The organism is Brevibacterium sp. ZH18, assembly GCF_022748595.1.
Lineage (GTDB): Bacteria > Actinomycetota > Actinomycetes > Actinomycetales > Brevibacteriaceae > Brevibacterium.
This window is the reverse complement of record NZ_JALDSX010000014.1, coordinates 45804-66101: the sequence shown is the minus strand read 5'-3', so window position 1 is coordinate 66101 and position 20298 is coordinate 45804. Positions and strand designations below refer to the sequence as shown.

At 64.4% G+C, this 20298-nt stretch carries 16 protein-coding genes; 4 read left to right on the top strand and 12 right to left on the bottom strand.

The window, feature by feature from the left end:
* Positions 1-64 precede the first annotated feature (64 nt).
* Positions 65-4954 (bottom strand): NAD-glutamate dehydrogenase, encoded by a 4890-nt coding sequence (locus MPN20_RS07615; RefSeq protein ID WP_242780902.1) that lies wholly within the window; start codon positions 4952-4954, stop codon positions 65-67.
* A 138-nt stretch (positions 4955-5092) separates the two neighbouring features.
* Between MPN20_RS07615 and MPN20_RS07610 the strand changes: the two genes are divergently transcribed.
* Complete coding sequence (locus tag MPN20_RS07610) at positions 5093-5557, top strand: DUF2505 domain-containing protein (protein WP_242780901.1); 465 nt, start codon at positions 5093-5095, stop codon at positions 5555-5557.
* A 6-nt stretch (positions 5558-5563) separates the two neighbouring features.
* Here the strand turns inward: MPN20_RS07610 and MPN20_RS07605 are convergent, their stop codons facing one another.
* From MPN20_RS07605 to MPN20_RS07595, 3 genes are read right to left on the bottom strand one after another with little or no spacing between them, the layout of a single operon-like run.
* Positions 5564-6037, bottom strand: a complete 474-nt coding sequence (locus tag MPN20_RS07605) for a hypothetical protein (RefSeq protein ID WP_242780900.1) — start codon at positions 6035-6037, stop codon at positions 5564-5566.
* 9 nt (positions 6038-6046) lie between these two features.
* On the bottom strand, positions 6047-7267 hold the full coding sequence (locus MPN20_RS07600) for a DNA-binding response regulator (RefSeq protein ID WP_242780899.1): 1221 nt from the start codon (positions 7265-7267) through the stop codon (positions 6047-6049).
* Positions 7264-7995, bottom strand: coding sequence for an SAF domain-containing protein (locus MPN20_RS07595; RefSeq protein WP_242780898.1), 732 nt, complete (start codon positions 7993-7995; stop codon positions 7264-7266). The genes MPN20_RS07600 and MPN20_RS07595 overlap by 4 nt, the downstream gene beginning before the upstream one ends.
* Before the next feature lie 140 nt (positions 7996-8135).
* Here MPN20_RS07595 and MPN20_RS07590 point away from each other — a divergent pair, with 140 nt between their 5' ends.
* A complete protein-coding gene (locus MPN20_RS07590; protein ID WP_242780897.1) occupies positions 8136-8357 on the top strand; it encodes a helix-turn-helix domain-containing protein in 222 nt (73 codons plus the stop codon).
* A 79-nt stretch (positions 8358-8436) separates the two neighbouring features.
* On the opposite strand, the gene MPN20_RS07585 is transcribed toward MPN20_RS07590, so the two are convergent.
* Positions 8437-8952: a hypothetical protein gene (locus tag MPN20_RS07585; RefSeq protein WP_242780896.1), complete on the bottom strand. Its 516-nt coding sequence runs from the start codon at positions 8950-8952 to the stop codon at positions 8437-8439.
* Positions 8953-9101: 149 nt separating this feature from the next.
* Between MPN20_RS07585 and MPN20_RS07580 the strand changes: the two genes are divergently transcribed.
* Together MPN20_RS07580 and MPN20_RS07575 are read left to right on the top strand one after the other, a co-directional pair.
* Positions 9102-9890, top strand: coding sequence for a LysM domain-containing protein (locus tag MPN20_RS07580; protein WP_242780895.1), 789 nt, complete (start codon positions 9102-9104; stop codon positions 9888-9890).
* On the top strand, positions 9887-10381 hold the full coding sequence (locus MPN20_RS07575; RefSeq protein ID WP_242780894.1) for an Rv3235 family protein: 495 nt from the start codon (positions 9887-9889) through the stop codon (positions 10379-10381). The genes MPN20_RS07580 and MPN20_RS07575 overlap by 4 nt, the downstream gene beginning before the upstream one ends.
* A gap of 4 nt (positions 10382-10385) precedes the next feature.
* On the opposite strand, the gene secA is transcribed toward MPN20_RS07575, so the two are convergent.
* The 7 genes from secA to mtrA all read right to left on the bottom strand — a co-directional run bounded on the left by secA (position 10386) and on the right by mtrA (position 20256).
* Positions 10386-13082: a preprotein translocase subunit SecA gene (secA, locus tag MPN20_RS07570; RefSeq protein ID WP_242780893.1), complete on the bottom strand. Its 2697-nt coding sequence runs from the start codon at positions 13080-13082 to the stop codon at positions 10386-10388.
* 54 nt (positions 13083-13136) lie between these two features.
* Positions 13137-14381, bottom strand: a complete 1245-nt coding sequence (locus MPN20_RS07565; RefSeq protein ID WP_242780892.1) for a crosslink repair DNA glycosylase YcaQ family protein — start codon at positions 14379-14381, stop codon at positions 13137-13139.
* Positions 14382-14585: 204 nt separating this feature from the next.
* Complete coding sequence (gene raiA, locus MPN20_RS07560; RefSeq protein ID WP_242780891.1) at positions 14586-15245, bottom strand: ribosome-associated translation inhibitor RaiA; 660 nt, start codon at positions 15243-15245, stop codon at positions 14586-14588.
* 66 nt (positions 15246-15311) lie between these two features.
* Positions 15312-16034 (bottom strand): phosphoribosyltransferase family protein, encoded by a 723-nt coding sequence (locus MPN20_RS07555; RefSeq protein WP_242780890.1) that lies wholly within the window; start codon positions 16032-16034, stop codon positions 15312-15314.
* 57 nt (positions 16035-16091) lie between these two features.
* The gene (locus MPN20_RS07550) at positions 16092-17813 is read right to left on the bottom strand and encodes an LpqB family beta-propeller domain-containing protein (protein WP_242780889.1); all 1722 of its coding nucleotides are present in this window, start codon (positions 17811-17813) and stop codon (positions 16092-16094) included.
* The gene (gene mtrB, locus MPN20_RS07545) at positions 17813-19579 is read right to left on the bottom strand and encodes an MtrAB system histidine kinase MtrB (protein ID WP_242780888.1); all 1767 of its coding nucleotides are present in this window, start codon (positions 19577-19579) and stop codon (positions 17813-17815) included. Before mtrB ends, MPN20_RS07550 begins: the two co-directional genes overlap by 1 nt.
* Positions 19576-20256, bottom strand: coding sequence for an MtrAB system response regulator MtrA (gene mtrA, locus MPN20_RS07540; RefSeq protein WP_242780887.1), 681 nt, complete (start codon positions 20254-20256; stop codon positions 19576-19578). The genes mtrB and mtrA overlap by 4 nt, the downstream gene beginning before the upstream one ends.
* Positions 20257-20298 lie beyond the last annotated feature (42 nt).

Sequence of the window (20298 nt, the reverse complement as noted above, 5' to 3'; positions counted from 1 at the left end):
GGCCCGCCGAGTCTGTCGATGGTGTCATTGATCAGACGCTATCACTGATCGAGTGAGGTCAGTCTCAGGCCCCGTGCTCCGTTTCCCAGGCCGAGGACCGGACGACTCCGCGCATCATCCGCAGGAGCACGGACAGCGGCGCCTGAGTCACGGTGTCGAGGTCGAGGATCGTCTCCGTCGTGTCGAGCACGCGTCCCACTGCTGTCTCGTTGCGGTCGAGCCAATCGCGCAGACGCTGACCTGCCCGCTCATCCGGTGTCCCGGAGATCGGTGAGTCAGTCGCCATGATGACCGTTCCGGCCACCGACAGGATGGACGAGTAGAAGTCGTCACGCAGTGAGCCTCTGGCCAGGGCCGACCACCGATCACTGCGATCGAGGCCCCCGATGAGCTGGAGCACCTGCGAACCGGAGAAGTGCTCATTGACGGCGTAGTAGACCTCCGCGACGTCCTCGGCAGATTCGCCGGCACGCGCAGCCAGCTGGGCGATGTCGAGGAGCACGAATTCATCGAGCATGGCTGCCGCCCGCCAGGCGAGGTCGCTCGGTACGCCGGAATCGATGTAGCCCTGCGCCTTCACTCTCATGCTCTCGGCGTCGAAGCCGTCGACGAGATCGGGGACCTTGGTCCGCAGCGCGGCGACGACCGATCCGTACATTTCGATGCCGGAGTCGACGTCGAGGGTGTCCGGGGCCTGTTGGACGAGCCAGCGCGAGGACCGATCGAGCAGTCGCACGTAGTCGTGCTGAAGCTTGACCTGCACCTCCGTTGGCACTTTGTTGTCGAGCGCGCAGACCGCGTCGAAGTAGTCGTCGAGATGGAAGATCTCAGAGACGACGACGAAGACGCGCGCGATCTGCGGCACCGAGGCGGGTGTCTCCTCGAGCATCCGGTAGACGTAGGTGAGACCACCGCGGTCGATCATCCGGTTGACGAGCTTGGCCGTTGCGATCTCCCGGTGCAGCGGATGCTCGGGAATGAGCTCGCCGTACTTCTCGTTGAGTGAGTCGGGGAAGTAGGAGACGAGCTCCCGCTTCATCCAGTCCTCGTCGGGAACCGCGCTGTCGAGGATCTCGTCGGCAGCGTGCATCTTCGCGTAGGCGAGCAGCACGGCGAGCTCCGGAGACACGTATGCGCTGAAATCGCGAGCGGCGAGTTCCTGCGCACTGGGCAGGAACTCGACCTGACGGTCAAGCTCGGCGTTCTTCTCGAGGTAGCTGAGCATCCGTCCGTACGTGCCCGACATCGATTCGGTCTGGGCCCGGGCCTCGCCCAGGACGACGTTCTGAGCGTAGTTGTTCGCGAGCACCCGGTCGGCCACATCATCGGTGAACGAGAGCAACACACGCTCGCGATCCTCGGCTGCGAACGCGCCCTTGTGGAGGAGAGTGCGCAGCAGCAGCTTGATGTTGACCTCATGGTCGGAGCTGTCGACTCCGGCCGAGTTGTCGACGGCGTCGGTATTGATCGCGACTCCGGTCAGTGCTGCCTCGACGCGTCCCAATTGGGTCACGCCGAGGTTGCCGCCTTCGCCGATGACCCGACCGCGGACATCGCGGCCGTCGATGCGGATCGCATCGTTGGCCTTGTCGCCGACGTCGGCGTGGGACTCGGAGGAGGACTTGATGTAGGTGCCGATGCCGCCGTTGTAGACAAGGTCGACGGGAGCCTTGAGGATCTGTGACATGAGCTCGTTGGGGCTGCGCTTGCCGGGTTCGACACCCAGGACGGCGGCCGCCTCAGGGCTGAGATCGACCGACTTCGATGACCGGGAGAACACGCCGCCACCGGCGGAGATGAGGTCCCGATCGTAGTCCTGCCAGCTGGAGCGGGGCAGATTGAAGAGCCGTTTGCGCTCGACGAAGCTGCGGGCCGCATCCGGGTTGGGGTCGAGGAAGATGTCCCGGTGATCGAAGGCTGCGACGAGGCGGATGTGCTCGCTGCGCAGCATTCCGTTGCCGAAGACGTCGCCGCTCATGTCGCCGATGCCCACGACTGTGAAGTCCTCAGCGGCCGTGTTGTGGCCGAGTTCGCGGAAGTGCCGTTCGACTGACTTCCAGGCACCACGCGAGGTGATGGCCATCTTCTTGTGGTCGTAGCCGACGGAACCGCCAGAGGCGAATGCGTCTCCGAGCCAGAAGCCGCGGCGATCGGCGATTGCATTGGCGACGTCTGAGAAGCGTGCCGTTCCCTTGTCGGCTGCAACGACGAGGTAGTAGTCGTCACCGTCGCAGCGCACGACGCGGTCCGGGTGGACGACCTCCTGTGAACCGTCGTCGGCGTAGACGAGGTTGTCGGAGACTTCGAGGAGACTCTCGATGAAGACTTCGTAGGCGGCCTGACCGGCTGCCATCCACGCATCGCGGTCGCTCATGGGAGGCAGCTGCTTGGGGAAGAACCCTCCTTTGGCCCCGGTCGGGACGATGAGTGCGTTCTTGACCATCTGCGCCTTGACCAGGCCGAGGACCTCGGTGCGGAAGTCGTCACGGCGATCCGACCAGCGCAGTCCGCCGCGGGCGACCGTACCGAAGCGCAGGTGGACGCCTTCGACCTGCGGCGAGTACACCCACATCTCCAGGGCGGGTTTGGGCTTGGGCACGAAGCTGAGCTCCGTGGGACGGATCTTGAGCACCAGGGCCGTCGGCAATTCACCCGACTCGTCGATGAAGTAGTTCGTGCGCAAGGTCGCGCGCAGGAGTTCGAGTGAGGATCGCAGAACTCTGTCGGCGTCGAGGCTGGCGACGTCTCCGAGAGCCGCTTCGATCGCCGCGTCGAGCTCTGCGGTCCTGTCGTCGCGACCGGACTCGGCCGCGGACGGGTCAAACTTCGCGAGGAAGTAGTCGACGAGCAGACGCGAGATCTCAGGGTTATCGCTGTAGACCTCGCCGACGTAGGCATCGGAGTACGTGAACCCTGCCTGGCGCAGGTATTTGCCCAGCGCCCGGATGATCGTCACGTGCTTCCAGTGCAGACCGGAGACGACGAGGCGGTCGAAGACTCCCGCTTCCTTCTTGCCCTCCCAGCCGGCGATGAAGGCATCGGAGATGCGTTCGCAGGCAGAATCGTCGAGTTCCGTGCCGAAGGTCAGACCGAAGTCGTAGATGTAGCGGTGAGTGCCGTCGGCGAGGTCGAGCTCGTGCGGGCGCTCGTCGATGACGGTCGCGCCGAAGGCCGTGAGATACGGCAGCACCTCTGAGAGACCGACCCGTTCGCTGCGGTAGAGCGCGAGGCGCATCGGAGCGTCCGAGGTGTGCTCGGGCCGGTAGAGGCGCACAGCTGCCCCGTGACCGGCTTCGAGCGCTTCGAAGCGTTCGACGTCCTTGATCGCGTCACCAGGGGTGTGGTGTTCGCCGTAGCTGGGCGGGAAGGCCTTCGACCATAGGTTCGCTCGTGCGATCGAGGCACCGCTGCCTCCATGCTCGATCGGGGCGAGGAACGCATGGACGTCTTCGGACCAGGACCTGACGGCGCCGACGATCCTCTTCTCGACGGCTGTCGGATCGATCTGCGGCAGTTCGCTGTCGCGGGCCACCCGTGCCACGAAGTGGATGCGCGCCAGAGCGGACTCAGTCAGCAGCACATCGAAGTCGACGCTCTCGGCGTGGTAGAACTCGCGCAGGACCTCCTGCACTCGCACGCGGGCGTCGGTGTCGTAGAGATCGCGGGGCAGGTAGAGGATGACCGAGACGAAGCGCTGGTAGGGGTCGCGATGCACGAAGACACGTGACTCGCGCCGTTCCTGCATGTCGACGATCTCCATGACGACGTCGAAGATCGCCGTCGTCTCGTCATGCAGGAGGTCGTCGCGCGGGTAGGTCTCGAGGATGCCGAGCAGCTCGTTGGCCGAGTGCGATCCGGCTGGGAAGCCGCTGGCTGACAGGATCTTGCGCACCTTGCGGTTGATGACCGGGATGTTGAGGACGCTGTCGTTGTAGAACTCGGGCTTGAAGACACCGACGAAGCGACGTTCGCCGACGATCTCACCGGCGGAGTCGAAGGTCTTGACGCCGATGTAGTCCATGAAGGATCCGCGGATGACGCGGGAGCGGGAGTTCGCCTTAGTCAGAACCAGCACATGGGGTTCGAGTGCCTTGTCGGCCACGGCCCGACTCAGTGGCGACTTCGCCAGGGGGCGCAGGGCGGAGATGCCCAGCGAGGTGTGCTCGATCGGCTCGAGGCTGCTGTGCTCGGCGTCATGCGTGTAGTTGTATTCGCGGTAGCCGAGGAACGTGAAGTGGCCGTCGAGCCAGTTGAGCAGCTCTGCTGCTGCTTCGGCTTCGGAGGCGAGTTCCGGCCGCGGGGGCGCCGTCGCGAGCTCCTTCGCAATGTCCTTGGCCCGAATTGCCATGGCGCCGGCATCGGTGGCAGCGGCGCTGACATAGTCGAGGACGCTTCGCAGCCGGTCTTCGAGGGCGCTGAGATCCTCGTCGGGCAGGCGATCGATCTCGAGCCGGATCCATGACTGCTGCGTCGGCATCACGTTGGAAGTGACCTCGGTGGTCTGGGCCACGAGCGGGATGCCGGCAGTGTCAGCGGAGACGGCGGGGGCCTCGGCCGGGGAGAGCACGGAGAGGTTCGAACCCTGTCCGCTGACGGCGATGATGGGGTGGTGGACGAGGCGGATCGCCCGGCCGCTGGTCGCCAGATCGCTGACGATCGAGGACACGAGATGTGGCATGTCCCCGAGAACCATGGCGACGACCGTGTGGTTGTCGAGGAACTCCGGTGAGTCCACTGACGGGTTGTATACGGAGATCGCCGGTGATGCTCCGTCATACTCGAGTCCGAGCGCGAAGTGCGAAGCGGCGGCCGCGGCCAGAGCCTCGGGTCCCGCCTCAGCTGTCCCAGGCTCGAATCTCGGATAGTACGCTTCGATGAAATTCTCCGGGGCACCGTGCCCTCGCAGCTTCCTCCACTCTTCTGCAATGTCCGAATATGAGACCTGAGACACCATGTCACCTCTATGATCAGCGAGCAAACGTGATGCGACTCGACTCCGAGCCGCCGTGTCCAACCCTATGCTCAAATGTCGCGAAAGGCACGCCGACGGGCCTGGCGCGCGCAGGGTGTCCGCGCCTGGCAAACTGGACCTATGCGTACCCTGACACTCAATCACGATTACACGGACTCTCTGTCCGCATTCCTCGCCCGACTCGCCGACGCCTCGACCTGGGAATCACTCGGGTCGCAGGCGCAGGCCAAGCGCATCGACGCGGACACACAGGTGACGGTGAAGACGCCGATACCCAAGAGCGAACTGCCCTCTGCGCTGGCTTCGCGTCTGCCCTCCGACGTCGATCTCGTCGAGATCTACATGATCCCCGGTGACGTCATCGGCGACGCCGCTGAGATCAGGATGACTGCGCATGCCGATGGAGTTCCCGTCGAGGTCGACGCGCTCATCACGCTCAATCAGGTCGAGCCCGGCACCTCGCTGGCAGTGCGTGCCGAGGTCAGCTCGTCGATCCCGCTCTTCGGGTCGATGATCGAGCAGGCTGTGGTGCCCATCCTGGAGAAGCGGCTGAGCGAGAGGCTCGACAAGCTCGAAAATCTCTGAGCCCGCTCAGTTCGTCGTTTCGCCGTCCTTGTTCAGCAGCTGCGGCAGCTCAGTGACGTCGTACCACAGCAGGTCGGAGTCGCCGAGGCGGTCCTCGGCGGCCGCATGTCCCTGACGGGCTGCGATGTCGAGGGCTTCGTCCCAGACTTCGTCCTCGTCGAGGTGGATGCTCGCGACCGCGCTCATGTCGATCCTATCGAGCGTGAGCAGGTCGAAGCCCGCCGTCAGCTGATTGGACGAGCTCGATTCGGCGGCATCGTAGGCGACGACGGCGCGACGCGCTGCACCGCTCTCGTCCGCCCGTTCGAAGGCTTCGGCTGCGGCCAGCGCGGCGGCGATGCAGAGCGCGTCGAACTCCTGCGTTTCGAAGTCCGCGCCGCTCAGTGATCGTCCCTGCGCATCGGGGGCGACAGCCTGCACGGACTGGAGCCCGTTGCTGAGAGCGGTCAGTGTGGTCGGAATGTAGCAGCGAATGGCCATGGCCCAATCCTATGTCGCCTTCGCTTTTCGCCCGATTCCGGTCCGCCGTGAGCGCTTCCGAGCCGGGAGCAGATCCGCGGCCAGCGCAGACAGCTCCTGGCTGAGCACCGACCTCGGGTTCTCCTCATGGAGCGTGTGTCCGGCCAGCATCGCGGAGTCGGCAGTCGCCCGGTCGTCGCTGAGGACGAAGTCGGGGTCCATTCGCACGAAGCGAGACAGCACCTCCCGGATCCGCGATTCCGCAGGGTGGCCCACCGCTCCGGCCCTGACCTTCGTGATGCCGATGCGCATCCTGTCCCTCATCGACTCCGCCCGCGGTGTACCGAGAAGCTTGACCAGCCTCTGCAGTCCGATCGGGTCGCCGGCCGCCAGGACGAGCACTGTGTCTGCGGCGTCGAGTGCTGCACGGGTGGCACAGTGCCGGTCGTAGAACGGGTCGGCGAAGTCGTCGTCGGGATCGACGCGGTCGGAGACGTCGACGACGACGAGGTCGAACATCGTGGCCAATCGAGCCAGCACCGACCCGAGGACGGAGGCACGGATCTCCGGCCATCTGTCCGGTCGGGTCAGGCCGGTGATCGCGAAGAAGTCCTCACGGATCGCGGCGTGTGGGAGGGCTGAGGCATCCGCAGGCGGGGACTTCTCAGCCTCAAGACGGCACAGGCTCGCCAGATGGGACGACTCCTCCGTCAGACCCAGCGTTGTTCCCACCATCGCCGCGACCGTATCGGCATCGACGACGACGCTGCGATGCCCCTGCCTGGCCGCATGATCGCCGAGGTTGACCGCCGTAAGTGTGCGACCGGGCGAGGATCCGGTCCCCCAGACCGTGATGATGCGCCCATGCCCCCGCTTGGTTCCCGGCGGAGAGGCCGGACGAGGCGGCACCACGGTGGAGTCCCTGACGTCGTCGAGAGCACGGGCGATGGTCTCTGCGTCGGCGGCGGATTCGACGCTGTGAACGATGCCGAGCCGCCCCATGGTCTCGGAATCACCACCGAAGCCCAGGACGGCAGTCCCCGAGGCATTGATCGCGGCGACGACCTCGGCGTCGAGTCCGGGGAAGTACTGACCGACGATCACGACATCAGCACTGCCTGTTCGCGACAGCGCGAGGAGCTCAACCTCGTCGGCGGGCCGCGCCACGATGGTCACATCATCGACGTCGCTGAGCAGTTCGAACAGGATCAGGTCGAACTCGAAGTCGACAGCCAGGAGCACCTGCGTCATCGGTCTCCTCCCGCTGCAGCGGATTCGGAAGGTGCGGATTCGGAAGGTGCCGCGGGCTCGGTACCTGCGGCGGACTCCGGGCCGGTGTCCGCAGACGGCCCTGCATCGGCGGGAGCTCCAACGACCGAGAGGACGCTGCTGCCGTCGAGGGCACCGAGGACGGCGGAGAGCTCGGCCGAGGCGACGAACACTTCGATCCTCGCTCCGTCACCCACGCCGAAGCTGCCGACGTCTCGGGAGATGTTGGACACGGGTGCCGAACTCACGATCTGTTCAGGCTCGGCGCCCTCGTCATCGAGTCCGTTCGCCTCGGGCTGAGCCCAGACATCGACGAGACTGCCGGTGTCGACGACGGCGGGCACGGACCCGGCGACGTCGATTGCCACGATCCTGCCGTCGAGTTCAGCGAGTGGGGCCAGCACAGAGGCCGGCAGAAGTTCACCTTCGGCGATGACCGCCCGCACGCTCGAGTCCTTCGGCAACTCGGTCTCCGCGGACAGGTACTTGTCGCCGATGTCGGCAAGATTCACCTCGGCCACCGTCAGGTCCTCGGGGCTGAGCACCTGACCGGGGACCAGAGGATTCGCGCTGGCCCAGACCCGTGTCGTGGCGTTCGCCGCATTGATGAGCAGATACGTCGCGGCGATCGCGATGACAACGAGCACAGCACCGACGAGCAGTCTGGCATCCGTCCACTTCGGCCGACGGATTCGTTTCGAGAGCTCCATTGCTTCTCCAGCTTCGCAGAAATTCCCATGACAGGAATTGGTTCTGAGTGATAGTATTGAACATCAAATGAGGTCAAAGCAATGGTTTTGACAAAATCAGTCAGCAATCAATCAGTCACCTGGTATGAGAAAGGCCCCTCATGGTCGTTGAAAACCGCTTCCTGCCGCTCACCGATGTGGCCGATCTGCTCAATGTCTCGATCGCTCAGGCCCGTGCGCTCGTCCGCACCGGAGACCTCCGCGCCATCAAAGTCGGCGGACGCGGACAGTGGCGTGTGGAGAAGACTGAGATCGAGGCCTACATCCAGCGGATGTATGAGCGCACCGAGCACGAGATCAAGACGGGTTCGATCGAGGACTGAGATTTCGGTCAAGAACTGAACCTCTCCAACTCCGCTCCACCTCACCTCTACCTCCACACCGACTCACCCCACCGGGCCCTCACCCGAACGGGTTGACCCGCGCCCGGACGACGGCGATAGATCCGAACGGAATGATCCTGCCCGCGATTTCGACGTAGTCGGCGGCGATCATCTCGCTGCGCCCGCGAACCACACCTCCGTCACCGGTCAGTTCGACCGCGATCTCCTCATGGTCGGCCGCCAACCGGCGCAGAGCCGAGCCCATCCCCAACCTCTCGAGGGAGCCGGCCTCGTCTCGATGCCGAGTGGACCGAGTGCGGATCACGCGGATGTGGGCGACCGCGATGATCGCAATCTCCGCGCCCGAGATCACAAGGATCCCATCGCCGAGGAAGACCGCGGTGCCCGAGATCTCGCGGTCGCCGATCAGTACCTGAACCGTCTGTCCGATCGCACCTCGCAGACGCTCTCTCAATGTCAGCTCGGCTGCATGCGCCGCCACCTCATCGCCGAGTTCGCCTCGTCTGGCGTGACGCTGCTGCGCGCTGTGCATCGCCTCCATATCGGACAGGAGGGCATCGATCCGATCGTCCATATCGTGAAGCTTGCCCGAGGCTGCGATGACAATCAAGATGTGCGCACGTGCCGATCGAAACTACACGAACGTATTTATGAATCGCCTATTGACAGCAAATGATATCCAACTGCATTATAAAGAGACGTTGACACCGAAGGACGTCTTTTATGTATCTGCTGATAGCGTGTGGCACATCATGGCTCTGCCTTCTCGGGGCGTTCACGACCACGTGGATGCTGCTTCCGAGTCCGCGCAGCACCACCGATCTCGTTGTGATCATCGTCGTCGGCGCGGCGGCTCTCGCGTTCACCCGGCTCGGCATGGCCTCCCTGTTAGCCCTCGTGATTCGAGCTCTGCCTGCCGGACGCATCCGCACGGCAGCTACAGCGGCCGCGCTGCGCCTGGTCCCGGCGCTTCTGCGCTCGAGCGTTCTCGCAGCCGTCTCGGCAAGCCTGGTCGTCGGTGCCGCACACGCCGCTCCCGTGCCCACCGGCGGGTTCGGAGCTGTGGCCGCCGAACGCCCGCTAGCCCAACCGTCCTCCACACCGCCCGACCCCGGCTGGCCGACGGTGCCGAACGAACCGGCGCCTTCGCCGCATCCGCCTTCACCGTCATCGCCGGCCGAAACACGTCACCCAGCCCCCTTGGACCCGGGTTGGCCCTCCTCACCACCGAGTGACTCTGATGCCGAGGAGCCGCCCGATGACGCGACAGGCGCTCCCGACGACGTCGCACAGCCGGACACACCGCAGCCGGACACACCGCAGCCGGGGACAGAGTCGGACACCCACATCGTGGCCGCGGGAGAGAGCCTATGGTCGATCGCCGCCCGCCTCTCGGACTCGAACAGCTCCGCTTCCGATCTCGCCGATGAGATCTACGCCGACAACCGGGACATGATCGGAGCCGATCCGAACCTCATCATGCCCGGACAACGATTGGAGATCCAGCCATGACCGCACCACTCATCCTCACCCGCCCCCAGGCGGCACCGCCGACGCGCACACGGGTCTCGCCTGTCCGATCATCGGCAGATGGCCAGCCTGATCAGACCCACCGCAGCCCCTCGGGCAGCAGCCCGAGTCGCGCACCGGATCAGGAGCTCGGACGGATAGCGGCCACAGCGACATCTCTGGCAGTTGCCTGCCTCGAGATCTTCTCCGGAGTTCGCCGCAGTGAGTCCATCGCCCGCTGGGTCGAGCGCAGTCTGCTCGAGAAGATCGACCATCGTGCCCAGCTGCGGGCAGAGTTGGCTCCGGCCAAACCGTTCGGCGAACTCTCACGAAAGCGCACGCTCCAGGCCGGCAATGCCCAGGTCTGCCGTGTCACCGACACCGTCGCCGAGGTGACGGTCGTCGTCCGCACTCAGAACCGCTGCCGGGCGGTGGCAGTCCGCTTGGAACTGCTCACCACCCGGTGGACGATGACTGCGATGCAGACGATGTGAGGCGTCAGCGCCCGGCTTTCCGCTTCGCGCGGCGCTGGGCGCGATTGACCGGCTGCGAGTCGTCTGCGGACTCATCCTCATCCTCTGATGCCATTGCCGAGCCGTCCTCCGACGGAGCCGAAAGCTGCATCTTCGGTGTCGTGTGGCGCAGTTCTGCGGCGTCGACCTCGACCTCGGACTCGTCGTCGGACACATCGGCGCTGCGGTTGACAGTCACTTCCAGGGTGTTCGTCAGGCGGACAACGTCCTCCTTGATTCCATCCTGCATGGTCTTGAACATGTCGAAGCCCTCACGCTGGTACTCCACCAGAGGGTCCTTCTGCGCCATCGCACGCAGTCCGATGCCGTTCTTCAGATAGTCCATCTCGTAGAGGTGTTCACGCCAGCGCTTGTCGATGACGGAGAGGACGACTCGGCGTTCGAGTTCACGAGTGGCCTCTTCGCCGAGCTCCTCCTGACGCTGCCGATAGAACACGTCGATGTCGGACTGGATCTCCTGATTGAGTCGGTTCTTCGTCAGGTTTCCGAGTCCGCCGACCTCTTCGGCCAGGTCCTCCTCCGTGATCGAAGGCGTGTAGATCTTGCCCAGGGCCTCGAAGAGATCGCCGATCTTCCAATCCTCGACCGGACCGGTCGTCGCCGAGGCCACGTAGACGTCGATGACCTCCTCACGGAAGCCCGCGACCTGCTCCTCGAGGTCGGCTCCTTCGAGCACGCTGCGACGCTCATCGTAGATGACCGTGCGCTGACGGTTGAGGACGTCGTCGTATTTGAGGACGTTCTTGCGCTGTTCGGCGTTGCGCTGCTCGATCTGCGACTGGGCAGAGAGGATCGCGCGGGACACCATCTTCGATTCGAGCGGCACATCGTCGGGAACGTTGGCTGTGGCCATGATGCGCTCTGCCGCTCCGGAGCCGAAGAGCCGCATCAGGTCATCAGTCAGGGACAGGTAGAAACGGCTCTCGCCGGGGTCACCCTGACGTCCGGAACGACCGCGCAGCTGGTTGTCGATGCGGCGTGATTCGTGACGTTCGGTGCCGAGCACATAGAGACCGCCGAGCTCGGTGACCTCTTCGGCCTCGCTCTTGACGCGCTTCTCAGCCGCCTTGAGCACGTCCTGCCATTCGGCTTCGTACTGCTCTTCGTCCTCCTGCGGGTCGAGACCCCGCTTCTCCATCTCGGACACGGCGATGAACTCGGCGTTTCCGCCGAGCATGATGTCGGTACCGCGGCCTGCCATGTTGGTGGCCACCGTGACGGCGCCTTTGCGGCCGGCCATCGCGATGATGGAAGCCTCACGTGCGTGGTTCTTCGCGTTGAGCACCTCGTGGCGGATTCCCCGCTTGGCCAGGTGCTTCGAGAGGTATTCGCTCTTCTCGACGCTGGTCGTACCGACGAGCACCGGCTGACCGGTCTCGTGGCGTTCGGCGATGTCGTCGACGACCGCGTCGAATTTCGCGACCTCGTTCTTGTAGACGTAGTCGGACTGGTCGACGCGCTTCATCGGCTTGTTCGTCGGAATGGCGACGACGCCCAGCTTGTAGGTCGACATGAACTCCGCAGCCTCGGTCTCAGCCGTACCGGTCATGCCCGACAGAGTCTCGTAGAGTCGGAAGAAGTTCTGCAGGGTGATCGTCGCCAGAGTCTGGTTCTCGGCCTGGACCTTGACACCCTCCTTGGCCTCGATGGCCTGGTGCAGGCCTTCGTTGTAGCGACGACCCTTGAGCACACGACCGGTGTGCTCGTCGACGATGAGGACCTCCCCGTCGATGACCACGTAGTCCTTGTCCTTCTTGAACAGCTCCTTGGCCCGGATGGCGTTGTTGAGGAAGCTGATGAGCGGAGTGTTCTCCGCATCGTAGAGGTTGCCGATGCCCAGGTAGTCCTCGACCCGTTCGATGCCGGGCTCGAGCACGCCGACGGTGCGCTTCTTCTCGTCGACTTCGTAGTCGCGATCGGTCTTGAGCCGCTTGACGACCTTGGCGAACTCGTCATACCAGCGGTTCGAATCACCTTCGGCGGGACCGGAGATGATGAGCGGGGTGCGCGCCTCGTCGATGAGGATCGAGTCGACCTCGTCGACGATGGCGAAGGAGTGGCCGCGCTGGACGAGCTCTTCGGACGACCATGCCATGTTGTCGCGCAGGTAGTCGAAGCCGAATTCGTTGTTCGTGCCATAGGTGATGTCAGCGGCGTACTGCTTGCGGCGATCGTCCGAGGACATGTTGGCCTGGATGCAGCCGGTCTCCATGCCGAGGAACCGGAAGACGCGGCCCATCAGCTCGGACTGGTAGGTGGCCAGGTAGTCGTTGACCGTGATGACGTGGACGCTGTTGCCGGTCAGCGCATTGAGATAGGCGGGAGCAGTGGCGACGAGCGTCTTGCCCTCACCGGTCTTCATCTCGGCGATGTTGCCCAGGTGCAGGGCGGCGCCGCCCATCAGCTGAACGTCGAAGTGTCGCAGTCCCAGGGTACGGCTCGACGCCTCACGAACGGTCGCGAAGGCCTCCGGCAGCAGCGAGTCAAGCGATTCGCCATCCTGGTAGCGCTTCTTGAACCGATCGGTTTCCTCCCGGAGCTCAGCATCCGACATTTCGCTGAACTCATCGGACAGCGCATTGATGGCGTCCGTGTACCGGCGGAGCTTCTTCAGCGTTCGGCCCTCACCGGTGCGCAGAAGCTTCTCGAGGAAATTAGCCACTTTTCTCCTAATCGGCATGAATGCCTGACAACAACTCGAACGACTGTATAGTCCCTAGCTTAATGGCAGGTGAGTGCCTTCCACATCCACCGCTCCCAATCCGAGCCACCTCGCCATCTCGCAGAGTTCGTCCGTGAGCTCCTCCCAATGCTCCTCGCCCGGCTCCCACGTCACCCGATGGGCTCGCAGCGTGTTCGCGGCCGCATCTCGGTGGAGGTCAACACGGGCGACGAGACGCTCGCCGAGGAGGAACGGCAGCACGTAGTAGCCGTAGACACGTTTCGGTGCCGGAGTGTAGATCTCGATGCGGTAGTGGAAGTCGAAGAGCCATTCGATCCGGCGCCGGTAGAAGACCAAGGGATCGAATGGTGCCAGCAGCGTCCGTGCTTCGACTCGCCTCGGGGTCCGCGCCGCGTGCCATTTCAGAGCACGGGTGCCCTCGACGTCGGTCTCGATGAGTTCGCCGGAGTCCACCAGAGCCCGGACCGCCTCGTCTGTGGGGGCACGCTGCTGGCGGAAGTAGTCGGCCAGGCAGTCCGGGCGGGCGATGCCCAGTGCCCGTGCGGCCGTGCGAGTGAGTTCGAGGACGTTGTTCTCCGCACCTGAGATGCCTCTCCGTCGAGAGGCGACCGGGTCGATGAGGCTCAGTTCCGGTGCCTCACTCGGCCCATAGGCCAAGGGTGTCTGCGGCAGGACATCGCTGACGTCGCGCGGGAGTGCATAGATGCGTTCGAAGTGGTCATTGCGACCGGTGGCGCTGACGATTCCACCGGCGAACAGCGCTTCGAGAGCCATCTTGACCTGACTGGGATTCCAGCCCCAGTGTCCCCTGTGCCGTTCCGGGATCTCGTGGTCGACGACGTCGGCGACCCCACGGGCAGTCCTGGGACCGGCTTCTAAAGCATCGAGGACGGAGGCCTGCAGCTTCCGGAATGCCTCGCCGGTCTCCGGATGCCGCTGCCCATAGTCGTTGCGCCACCATTCGGTGCGCTTCTGATCGAAGTGGCGCACTGTCTCGGGCGGGACGAATGCTGCCGCATGCGCCCAGTACTCGACACCCATCCGGGGCGTCGAGTAGAGAAGACGGTCGAGAGTCTCGCGTGGATACGGGCCCAGCCGCGAGTAGAAGGGCAGGTAGTGAGCACGCACGACTCTGGACACCGAGTCGATCTGTGCGAGTCCCATCGTGGAGAACACTGTCTTCAGGTTCCGGGCCGTGACCTTCGCCGGACGCGCTCGGTCGAGGCCCGTCGCGGCGATCGCCGTCCGCCGCGCCGCGGACAATGACATCTTCTGCATGGGTCCACACTAGAACACCCCACTGACACAACTGCCCGCGATCATAGGCTGCCCGCGAGCACAGGCCGTGCAGATGACCGACCGCTGGGACGAAACGCAGATCGCCGAGGTGGATGTCCCACCTCGGCGATCGTGTTGGCGTGTTCAGATCAGTTGATCACTGATCGGTACGGCGCTGTTCGGTACGGCTATGTTCGGTACGGTTCAGTCGCCGACGGCCTGGAGTTCGTGGTCGAGCGTGATGACCCCGTAGCTCCAGCCTTTGCGACGGTAGACGACGGACGGCTTGCTCGACTCCTCGTCGATGAACAGGTAGAAGTCGTGGCCGACGAGCTCCATGCGGTTGAGCGCCTCTTCGATGCCGATCGGGGCACCTTCGAAGGTTTTCTCGCGCAGCACGACCGGCGAGTCGCCCTCGGCCTTGATCCGACCGTTCGTCTTGTCGCTGTTCGCGGACTCGTTCGCGTCGATCGCAGCGCCGTCCTCGGGCACAAGCGATTCGTTGACCGGCATCTTCGCGAGTGCCTCGGCAGTGGACTCCTTCCGGTGGTGGCCCGCTCGGGGCACCTTGTTGCGGTCCCTGGCACGTCGTAATCGCTCGACGAGCTTCGCCCAGGCCAGATCCAGTGCAGCGTACTTGTCGCTCGCCATGGCCTCAGCACGGATGGCCGGGCCCTTCGCAACGACCGTGAGCTCTACGCGCTCGCTCGTCTCCGGCTGACGGGAGTTCTTCTCATGAGCGACGTGTACCTCGACTCGTTGGGCTCGGGGTGCAAGCTGCTCGACCTTCGCGATCTTGTCCTCAATGTGGGCGCGAAAGCTGTCGGAGATGGTCAGTTGACGTCCGTTGACAACAATGTCCATTATGCGTCCTTAGCGACTCGTTCTTCGGATTCATCCGATCCCATTCCCTTGGATGGGTAACCCCCGTTATACAGTAAAGGGAGAGACAAATCGAGTGCCCCCGCGGCCGAGACCGATAACGGCTCCTGCAGTGGGTCTGATCTGCACCGATGCTAATACCCTTGCGCTTTCTGCCAGAGTCGCGCCAGTTGTCGCGAAGTCGTCGACGAGCAGATCGATGCCCCCTCTCGATTCGTTCGCTGACCGGTCCGCCGAGGCGATCGCTGCGGCGAAGGAAGGATCGAGGAACTGCGATCCCGCCACGTTCGCCTCCCGCGCGTGCGCTCCCAGGCCCACCTGGTCCCGGGACCGACGAGTCAGGAGCACGTCGAGGACCTGCAGGGACAGTTCGGGAGCGAGTTCCGCAGCCCGTCTGGCGAGTGCGGCAATATGGGAGCCGCCTCGACGTCGCCGTGCCCTCTGCGAGCTCGGGGCAGGGACCAGACGGACGGGACCACCGGAATGATGCGTCAACTCCAGGGCGGCGGTGATGGAACGCGCAAGCGCCAGAGCCAAGGGGTCGAGGACGTCCCGTCGACCCTCGTCTTTGAAGCTGACCACCATGCGGGACAGTCGTGAGCCGTATTCCGAGACTCCGACGACGGGCATCCGACCGTATCGCGGCTCCATCGCTCGCGGGATCCCACCGAGGAGGGACAGGCAGGCCGTGCACAGCGAGACGTTCTCCCGTCCGCAGCCGGCGCACCGACGGGGCAGGAGGAGTTCACCGACCTCGCTGAGCAGTCCCATGGGAGAAATCTACCCCGTCGCCGGCATCAGGCCATTTGCTCTCATCAGGCCATCGGCTCAGCCCGGGTAGGAGGGATCCTTCGCTGCGATGTCGATGAGCTTCTGCCAAGCGTTGGAGTTGTACGAGTAGATCTCACCCGAGGAACTCGTCACGAGGATCGACCGCCCGTCTTCGGCCGCGGCGATTCGGCTGCCGTCGGGAACCTCACCCAGCTGCTCAGGCGGTCCGGTGACGCCGATCCGGAATGGTTCGATACCTGCGCCTTCCTTCGCCGCCAGGGCCACGAGCGAGGTCGAACCCGCCCACGACATGTCCTTGACGTCGGCGAAGTTCGATCCGACCTCGATCGGAGAGTCGGCCAGCCCGTTCGACGGGTTGCCGGCCTTGTCCCGAGGGATGCCGACCACGTCGATGCGCGAGGGCTCGTCCTTCTTCGTGCTCAGCAGTGCGATCCGCGTACCGTCACGGGAGACCTCGAGATCGACGAGGTCGCGCCCGGAGAGGAAGTCCGCAGCGACCGTGTAGACCTTGCCCTCCCGCCCCACAGCGGTGATCTCACCCTTGTTCTTCGCCTCGCCGGTCCACACGGTGTTGAATCGGTCGATGCTCGGACGCACGAGCTTCTTGCCTTCGAGGATCGGAGTCGCATCGACGCCGTCGGCCTTGAGGCGCATGAGCTGTTTGCCGCTCTTCTGCAGATACACGTACATCGAGTCGTCGAGGGACACAGCAGGGTCGCTCGCTTTGGCCTTCGCCAGGTTCGGACTGTTCTCGACCTTGGCCACGGTCGTCCCGGAGATTCGGGAGAGCCGGTCGTTGGCCAGCACGACCGGCGGGCCGTCGACCTGAACCGAGGAATCCGTCTTCGGCTGCAGGCCCTCGGAGACCGCCTGGCCCCCGATGGTCAGCTCGATGCTCGAGATCGAGGGGACCACCTTGAGCGTCGATGAGATCTGCTGTCGGATCAGACCCTTCTCTCGGTCCGAGGGCGCACTGCCCTGGCTGCCAAGAGAGATGTGCGCAACGCCGTTCTCAATGGTCACCACGTTGGAGTCGCTGAGTTTGGCCCCGTCCGGGATCGCAGTCACGACTGACCCCGACAGATACGAGGCAGGCCCGCTGAGCAGTTCGTTGATGATCGCCGTCGGCGTCGATGAGGACCGTAGGAACCAGCGCGAGTCCGGGACCAGATAGGAGTAGTCGGAAGTGAAGAATTCGAGGGAGTAGTTGAGGAAGATCGTGCGGAACTCGGACTGGGAGATGAGCAGGCCGTTGGGCGCCGAGGAGATCCTCCACTCTCCGTTCTCCTGCCGCAGCGAGAACTCCATGTTCGACTGGGTCCCGGGCTTCGTCGAGCTGAACACGCCCGACGAGTCGACGAGTCCGACTACGGGCGCCGACATCGTCAGCGTCTTCTGGTCGGAGGTGACCTCGTAGTTGAGCGAGTCCAGATCAGTGTCATTGGGAAGCAGCGACACGGACTCCTGCGGATTCCACTCCTGTGCCTCCGCCTCGGTGAGGAACGACTTCGCGACGGAGAAGTTGTTGCCCGTGCCGGATCCGGCGGACAGGAACCCACGGACGATCTCACCGATGCTGTCGCCGGGTTCGGGTCCGTCGGGGATGCGGGCGCTGCTGGCACCGGGATCGCCAGAACCCGCCTCGATGTGGCCCACCGGAGAGCTGGTCGGTATCGACGAGCACGCGGTCAGGGCCACGCAGGCGCAGACAGCGAGGAGGAGCGTACGCAGCCCCTGTTTCCTTCTGGGAGTCCTCATCACCGTGATCCTCCTTCGGAGTCGTCGGCAGGTTCGTCGATATAGCCCTCGTGCGCGGACAATGCGGGATCGGCTTCGACGACGATCGGAATCGATCCGGTCTGGATGCGCACTGAGCCGTCCGAGGACAGCGGGCCGGCGACCAGCGCTGCACCCTGGATCTGAGCATCACGGGGCGGCAGCGGCAGCGGCGAGGAGGTGATCTCCTGATCGGGACGGCGGGGAATGGTCAGACGGAAGCACGCGCCCTCCCCCGGGTTGCCCCACACCTGCAGCCAGCCGTTGTGCAGATGGGCATCCTCAAGCGAGATCGCCAGGCCCAGCCCGGATCCGCCGAGGGTGCGTTTGCGTGCCGGGTCTGCGCGCCAGAATCGGTCGAAGGCGTGTTCGACCTGCTCTTCGTTCATCCCGACTCCGTGGTCGCGCACGCTCACGGCAACCGCCTCGGCGTTGGAGGCGACATAGATGTCGATCGGATTCGCCTCCCCATGCTCGATGGCGTTGACGACGAGGTTGCGCACGATCCGGGTGATGCGGACGCGGTCGACCTCGGCCATGACCGGTGAGGACGGGGCATGGACGACGATGCTCGTCGACATCTGGTCGGCGACCATCGATACGGTCTCAATGACCGAGGTGACGATCGCACCGACGTCGACGGGCTTGGCGACCAGGGCGGCGGCACCGGCGTCGTAGCGGGAGATCTCGAGCAGATCGGAGAGCAGGCTGTCGAAGCGCTCGGCCTGTGAGTTGAGCAGCTCGGCACTGCGGGCGGTGACCGGATCGAGTTCGTCACGAGAGTCGTAGATGAGGTCGGCGGCGGCGCGGATCGTCGTCAGCGGCGTGCGCAGCTCGTGGGAGACATCGGAGACGAACTGCCGCTGCAGCACGGACAGACGCTCCATCTGCTGGATCTGATGCTGAAGGGTGTCGGCCATGTCGTTGAAGGACTCCCCCAGTAGGGCGATCTCGTCGTTGCCGTGCACGGGCATGCGTTCGTCGAGGTCACCGTCGGCGATGAGTCGGGCCACCTCGGCGCCGGTGCGCACAGGGGTCACCACGAGACGGGTCACGATCCACGCCACAGCACCCACGAGGACGACGAGGACGAGGGCCGCGACGAGCATGGACTTCTGGACGAAATCGAGGGTGTCCTGCTGCTCGGTGAGATCGCCGAGGTAGTAGAGCTGGAACTGGCCGGCGCCGGGGATCTGAAGCTCTTGGGAGATCAGCAGGCCCGGGCCCGAGCCGTCGGGCAGGCTCACCGATTGGTAGAGCATGTCATCGGTCGGGGCACGCCCGATGGCCTCTTTCATCTCCTTCGTGATCGGCACGGTCTGGGCCGAACCGTCGGCCGCCGTCGTGCCCGCGTTGATCGTGGAGAACGAGGAGTTCGGGTCGCTGGGCTCGAGAGTCAGAGAGTACACGGAACCGGTCGACCGGTTGTAGATCGAGGACAGCTGGGAGCTCAGGGTCTCCTGGGTCACGACCTTCGCGTCGACAGGGGCGAGGCTGCGCAGCTCGGAGACGATGGTGGCGGCCTGCGATGACAGCGACTGCAGACGGGTGTCGAAGAGTCCGCGCGAGATCTGCTGGGACATGTATGTCCCCACCCCGAAGATCGCGACTGAAGTGAGGACGATGGTGAGGACGACGATGCGCAGCTGGAGCGAATGGCTGAACGAGCGGAGGATGAAACGCCAGAACGAACGGACCGCCGAGGCTGCGGTGCGGAGAGCTCCGCCCACAGCCGAGTAGCGACTCACGCCGCTCTGCCTGCCTTATAACCGACGCCGCGGACCGTGACGATGATGTCGGGCTTCTCAGGGTCGCGTTCGATCTTCGAGCGCAGACGCTGAACATGGACATTGACCAGGCGGGTGTCCGCTGCGTGCCGGTATCCCCACACCTCTTCGAGCAGGGTCTCCCGGGAGAAGACCTGCCACGGTTTGCGGGCCAGTGCGACCAGCAGGTCGAATTCGAGTGGTGTCAGAGAGACGGGCGAACCGCCCTTGGTCACGGTGTGACCGGCAACGTCGACGACGACATCGCCGACGGACAGCAGCTCGGGGGCCTGTGGTTCGGAGATCCGCAGGCGGGCTCGCACCCTGGCGATGAGCTCCTTGGGCTTGAACGGCTTGGGCACGTAGTCATCGGCCCCGGACTCGAGGCCGAGGACGACGTCGACGGTGTCGGACTTGGCGGTGAGCATGATGATCGGAACCGATGAGACCTCACGGATCTCGCGGCAGACCTCGAGGCCGTCCTTTCCGGGCAGCATGAGGTCGAGGAGGACGAGTTCGGGACCGACCTTCTGGAATTCGTCGAAGGCCTGATCTCCGGTGGCGCAGAAGAAGGGTTCGAAGCCTTCGCTCTTGAGCACAATTCCGATCATTTCGGCCAAAGCCGTGTCATCATCAACTACGAGGATACGAGCGTTCATCTTTCTATTGTCGCCTATCGGAGTCCAATCTTTCGACCTCGA

Excerpts from the sequence above, each read along its gene's own strand:
- MPN20_RS07615 (WP_242780902.1), bottom strand. The coding sequence starts at position 4,954 with ATGGTGTCTCAGGTCTCATATTCGGACATTGCAGAAGAGTGGAGGAAG.
- MPN20_RS07610 (WP_242780901.1), top strand. The coding sequence starts at position 5,093 with ATGCGTACCCTGACACTCAATCACGATTACACGGACTCTCTGTCCGCA.
- MPN20_RS07605 (WP_242780900.1), bottom strand. The coding sequence starts at position 6,037 with ATGGCCATTCGCTGCTACATTCCGACCACACTGACCGCTCTCAGCAAC.
- MPN20_RS07600 (WP_242780899.1), bottom strand. The coding sequence starts at position 7,267 with ATGACGCAGGTGCTCCTGGCTGTCGACTTCGAGTTCGACCTGATCCTG.
- MPN20_RS07595 (WP_242780898.1), bottom strand. The coding sequence starts at position 7,995 with ATGGAGCTCTCGAAACGAATCCGTCGGCCGAAGTGGACGGATGCCAGA.
- MPN20_RS07590 (WP_242780897.1), top strand. The coding sequence starts at position 8,136 with ATGGTCGTTGAAAACCGCTTCCTGCCGCTCACCGATGTGGCCGATCTG.
- MPN20_RS07585 (WP_242780896.1), bottom strand. The coding sequence starts at position 8,952 with ATGGACGATCGGATCGATGCCCTCCTGTCCGATATGGAGGCGATGCAC.
- MPN20_RS07580 (WP_242780895.1), top strand. The coding sequence starts at position 9,102 with ATGTATCTGCTGATAGCGTGTGGCACATCATGGCTCTGCCTTCTCGGG.
- MPN20_RS07575 (WP_242780894.1), top strand. The coding sequence starts at position 9,887 with ATGACCGCACCACTCATCCTCACCCGCCCCCAGGCGGCACCGCCGACG.
- MPN20_RS07565 (WP_242780892.1), bottom strand. The coding sequence starts at position 14,381 with ATGCAGAAGATGTCATTGTCCGCGGCGCGGCGGACGGCGATCGCCGCG.
- raiA (WP_242780891.1), bottom strand. The coding sequence starts at position 15,245 with ATGGACATTGTTGTCAACGGACGTCAACTGACCATCTCCGACAGCTTT.
- MPN20_RS07555 (WP_242780890.1), bottom strand. The coding sequence starts at position 16,034 with ATGGGACTGCTCAGCGAGGTCGGTGAACTCCTCCTGCCCCGTCGGTGC.
- MPN20_RS07550 (WP_242780889.1), bottom strand. The coding sequence starts at position 17,813 with ATGAGGACTCCCAGAAGGAAACAGGGGCTGCGTACGCTCCTCCTCGCT.
- mtrA (WP_242780887.1), bottom strand. The coding sequence starts at position 20,256 with ATGAACGCTCGTATCCTCGTAGTTGATGATGACACGGCTTTGGCCGAA.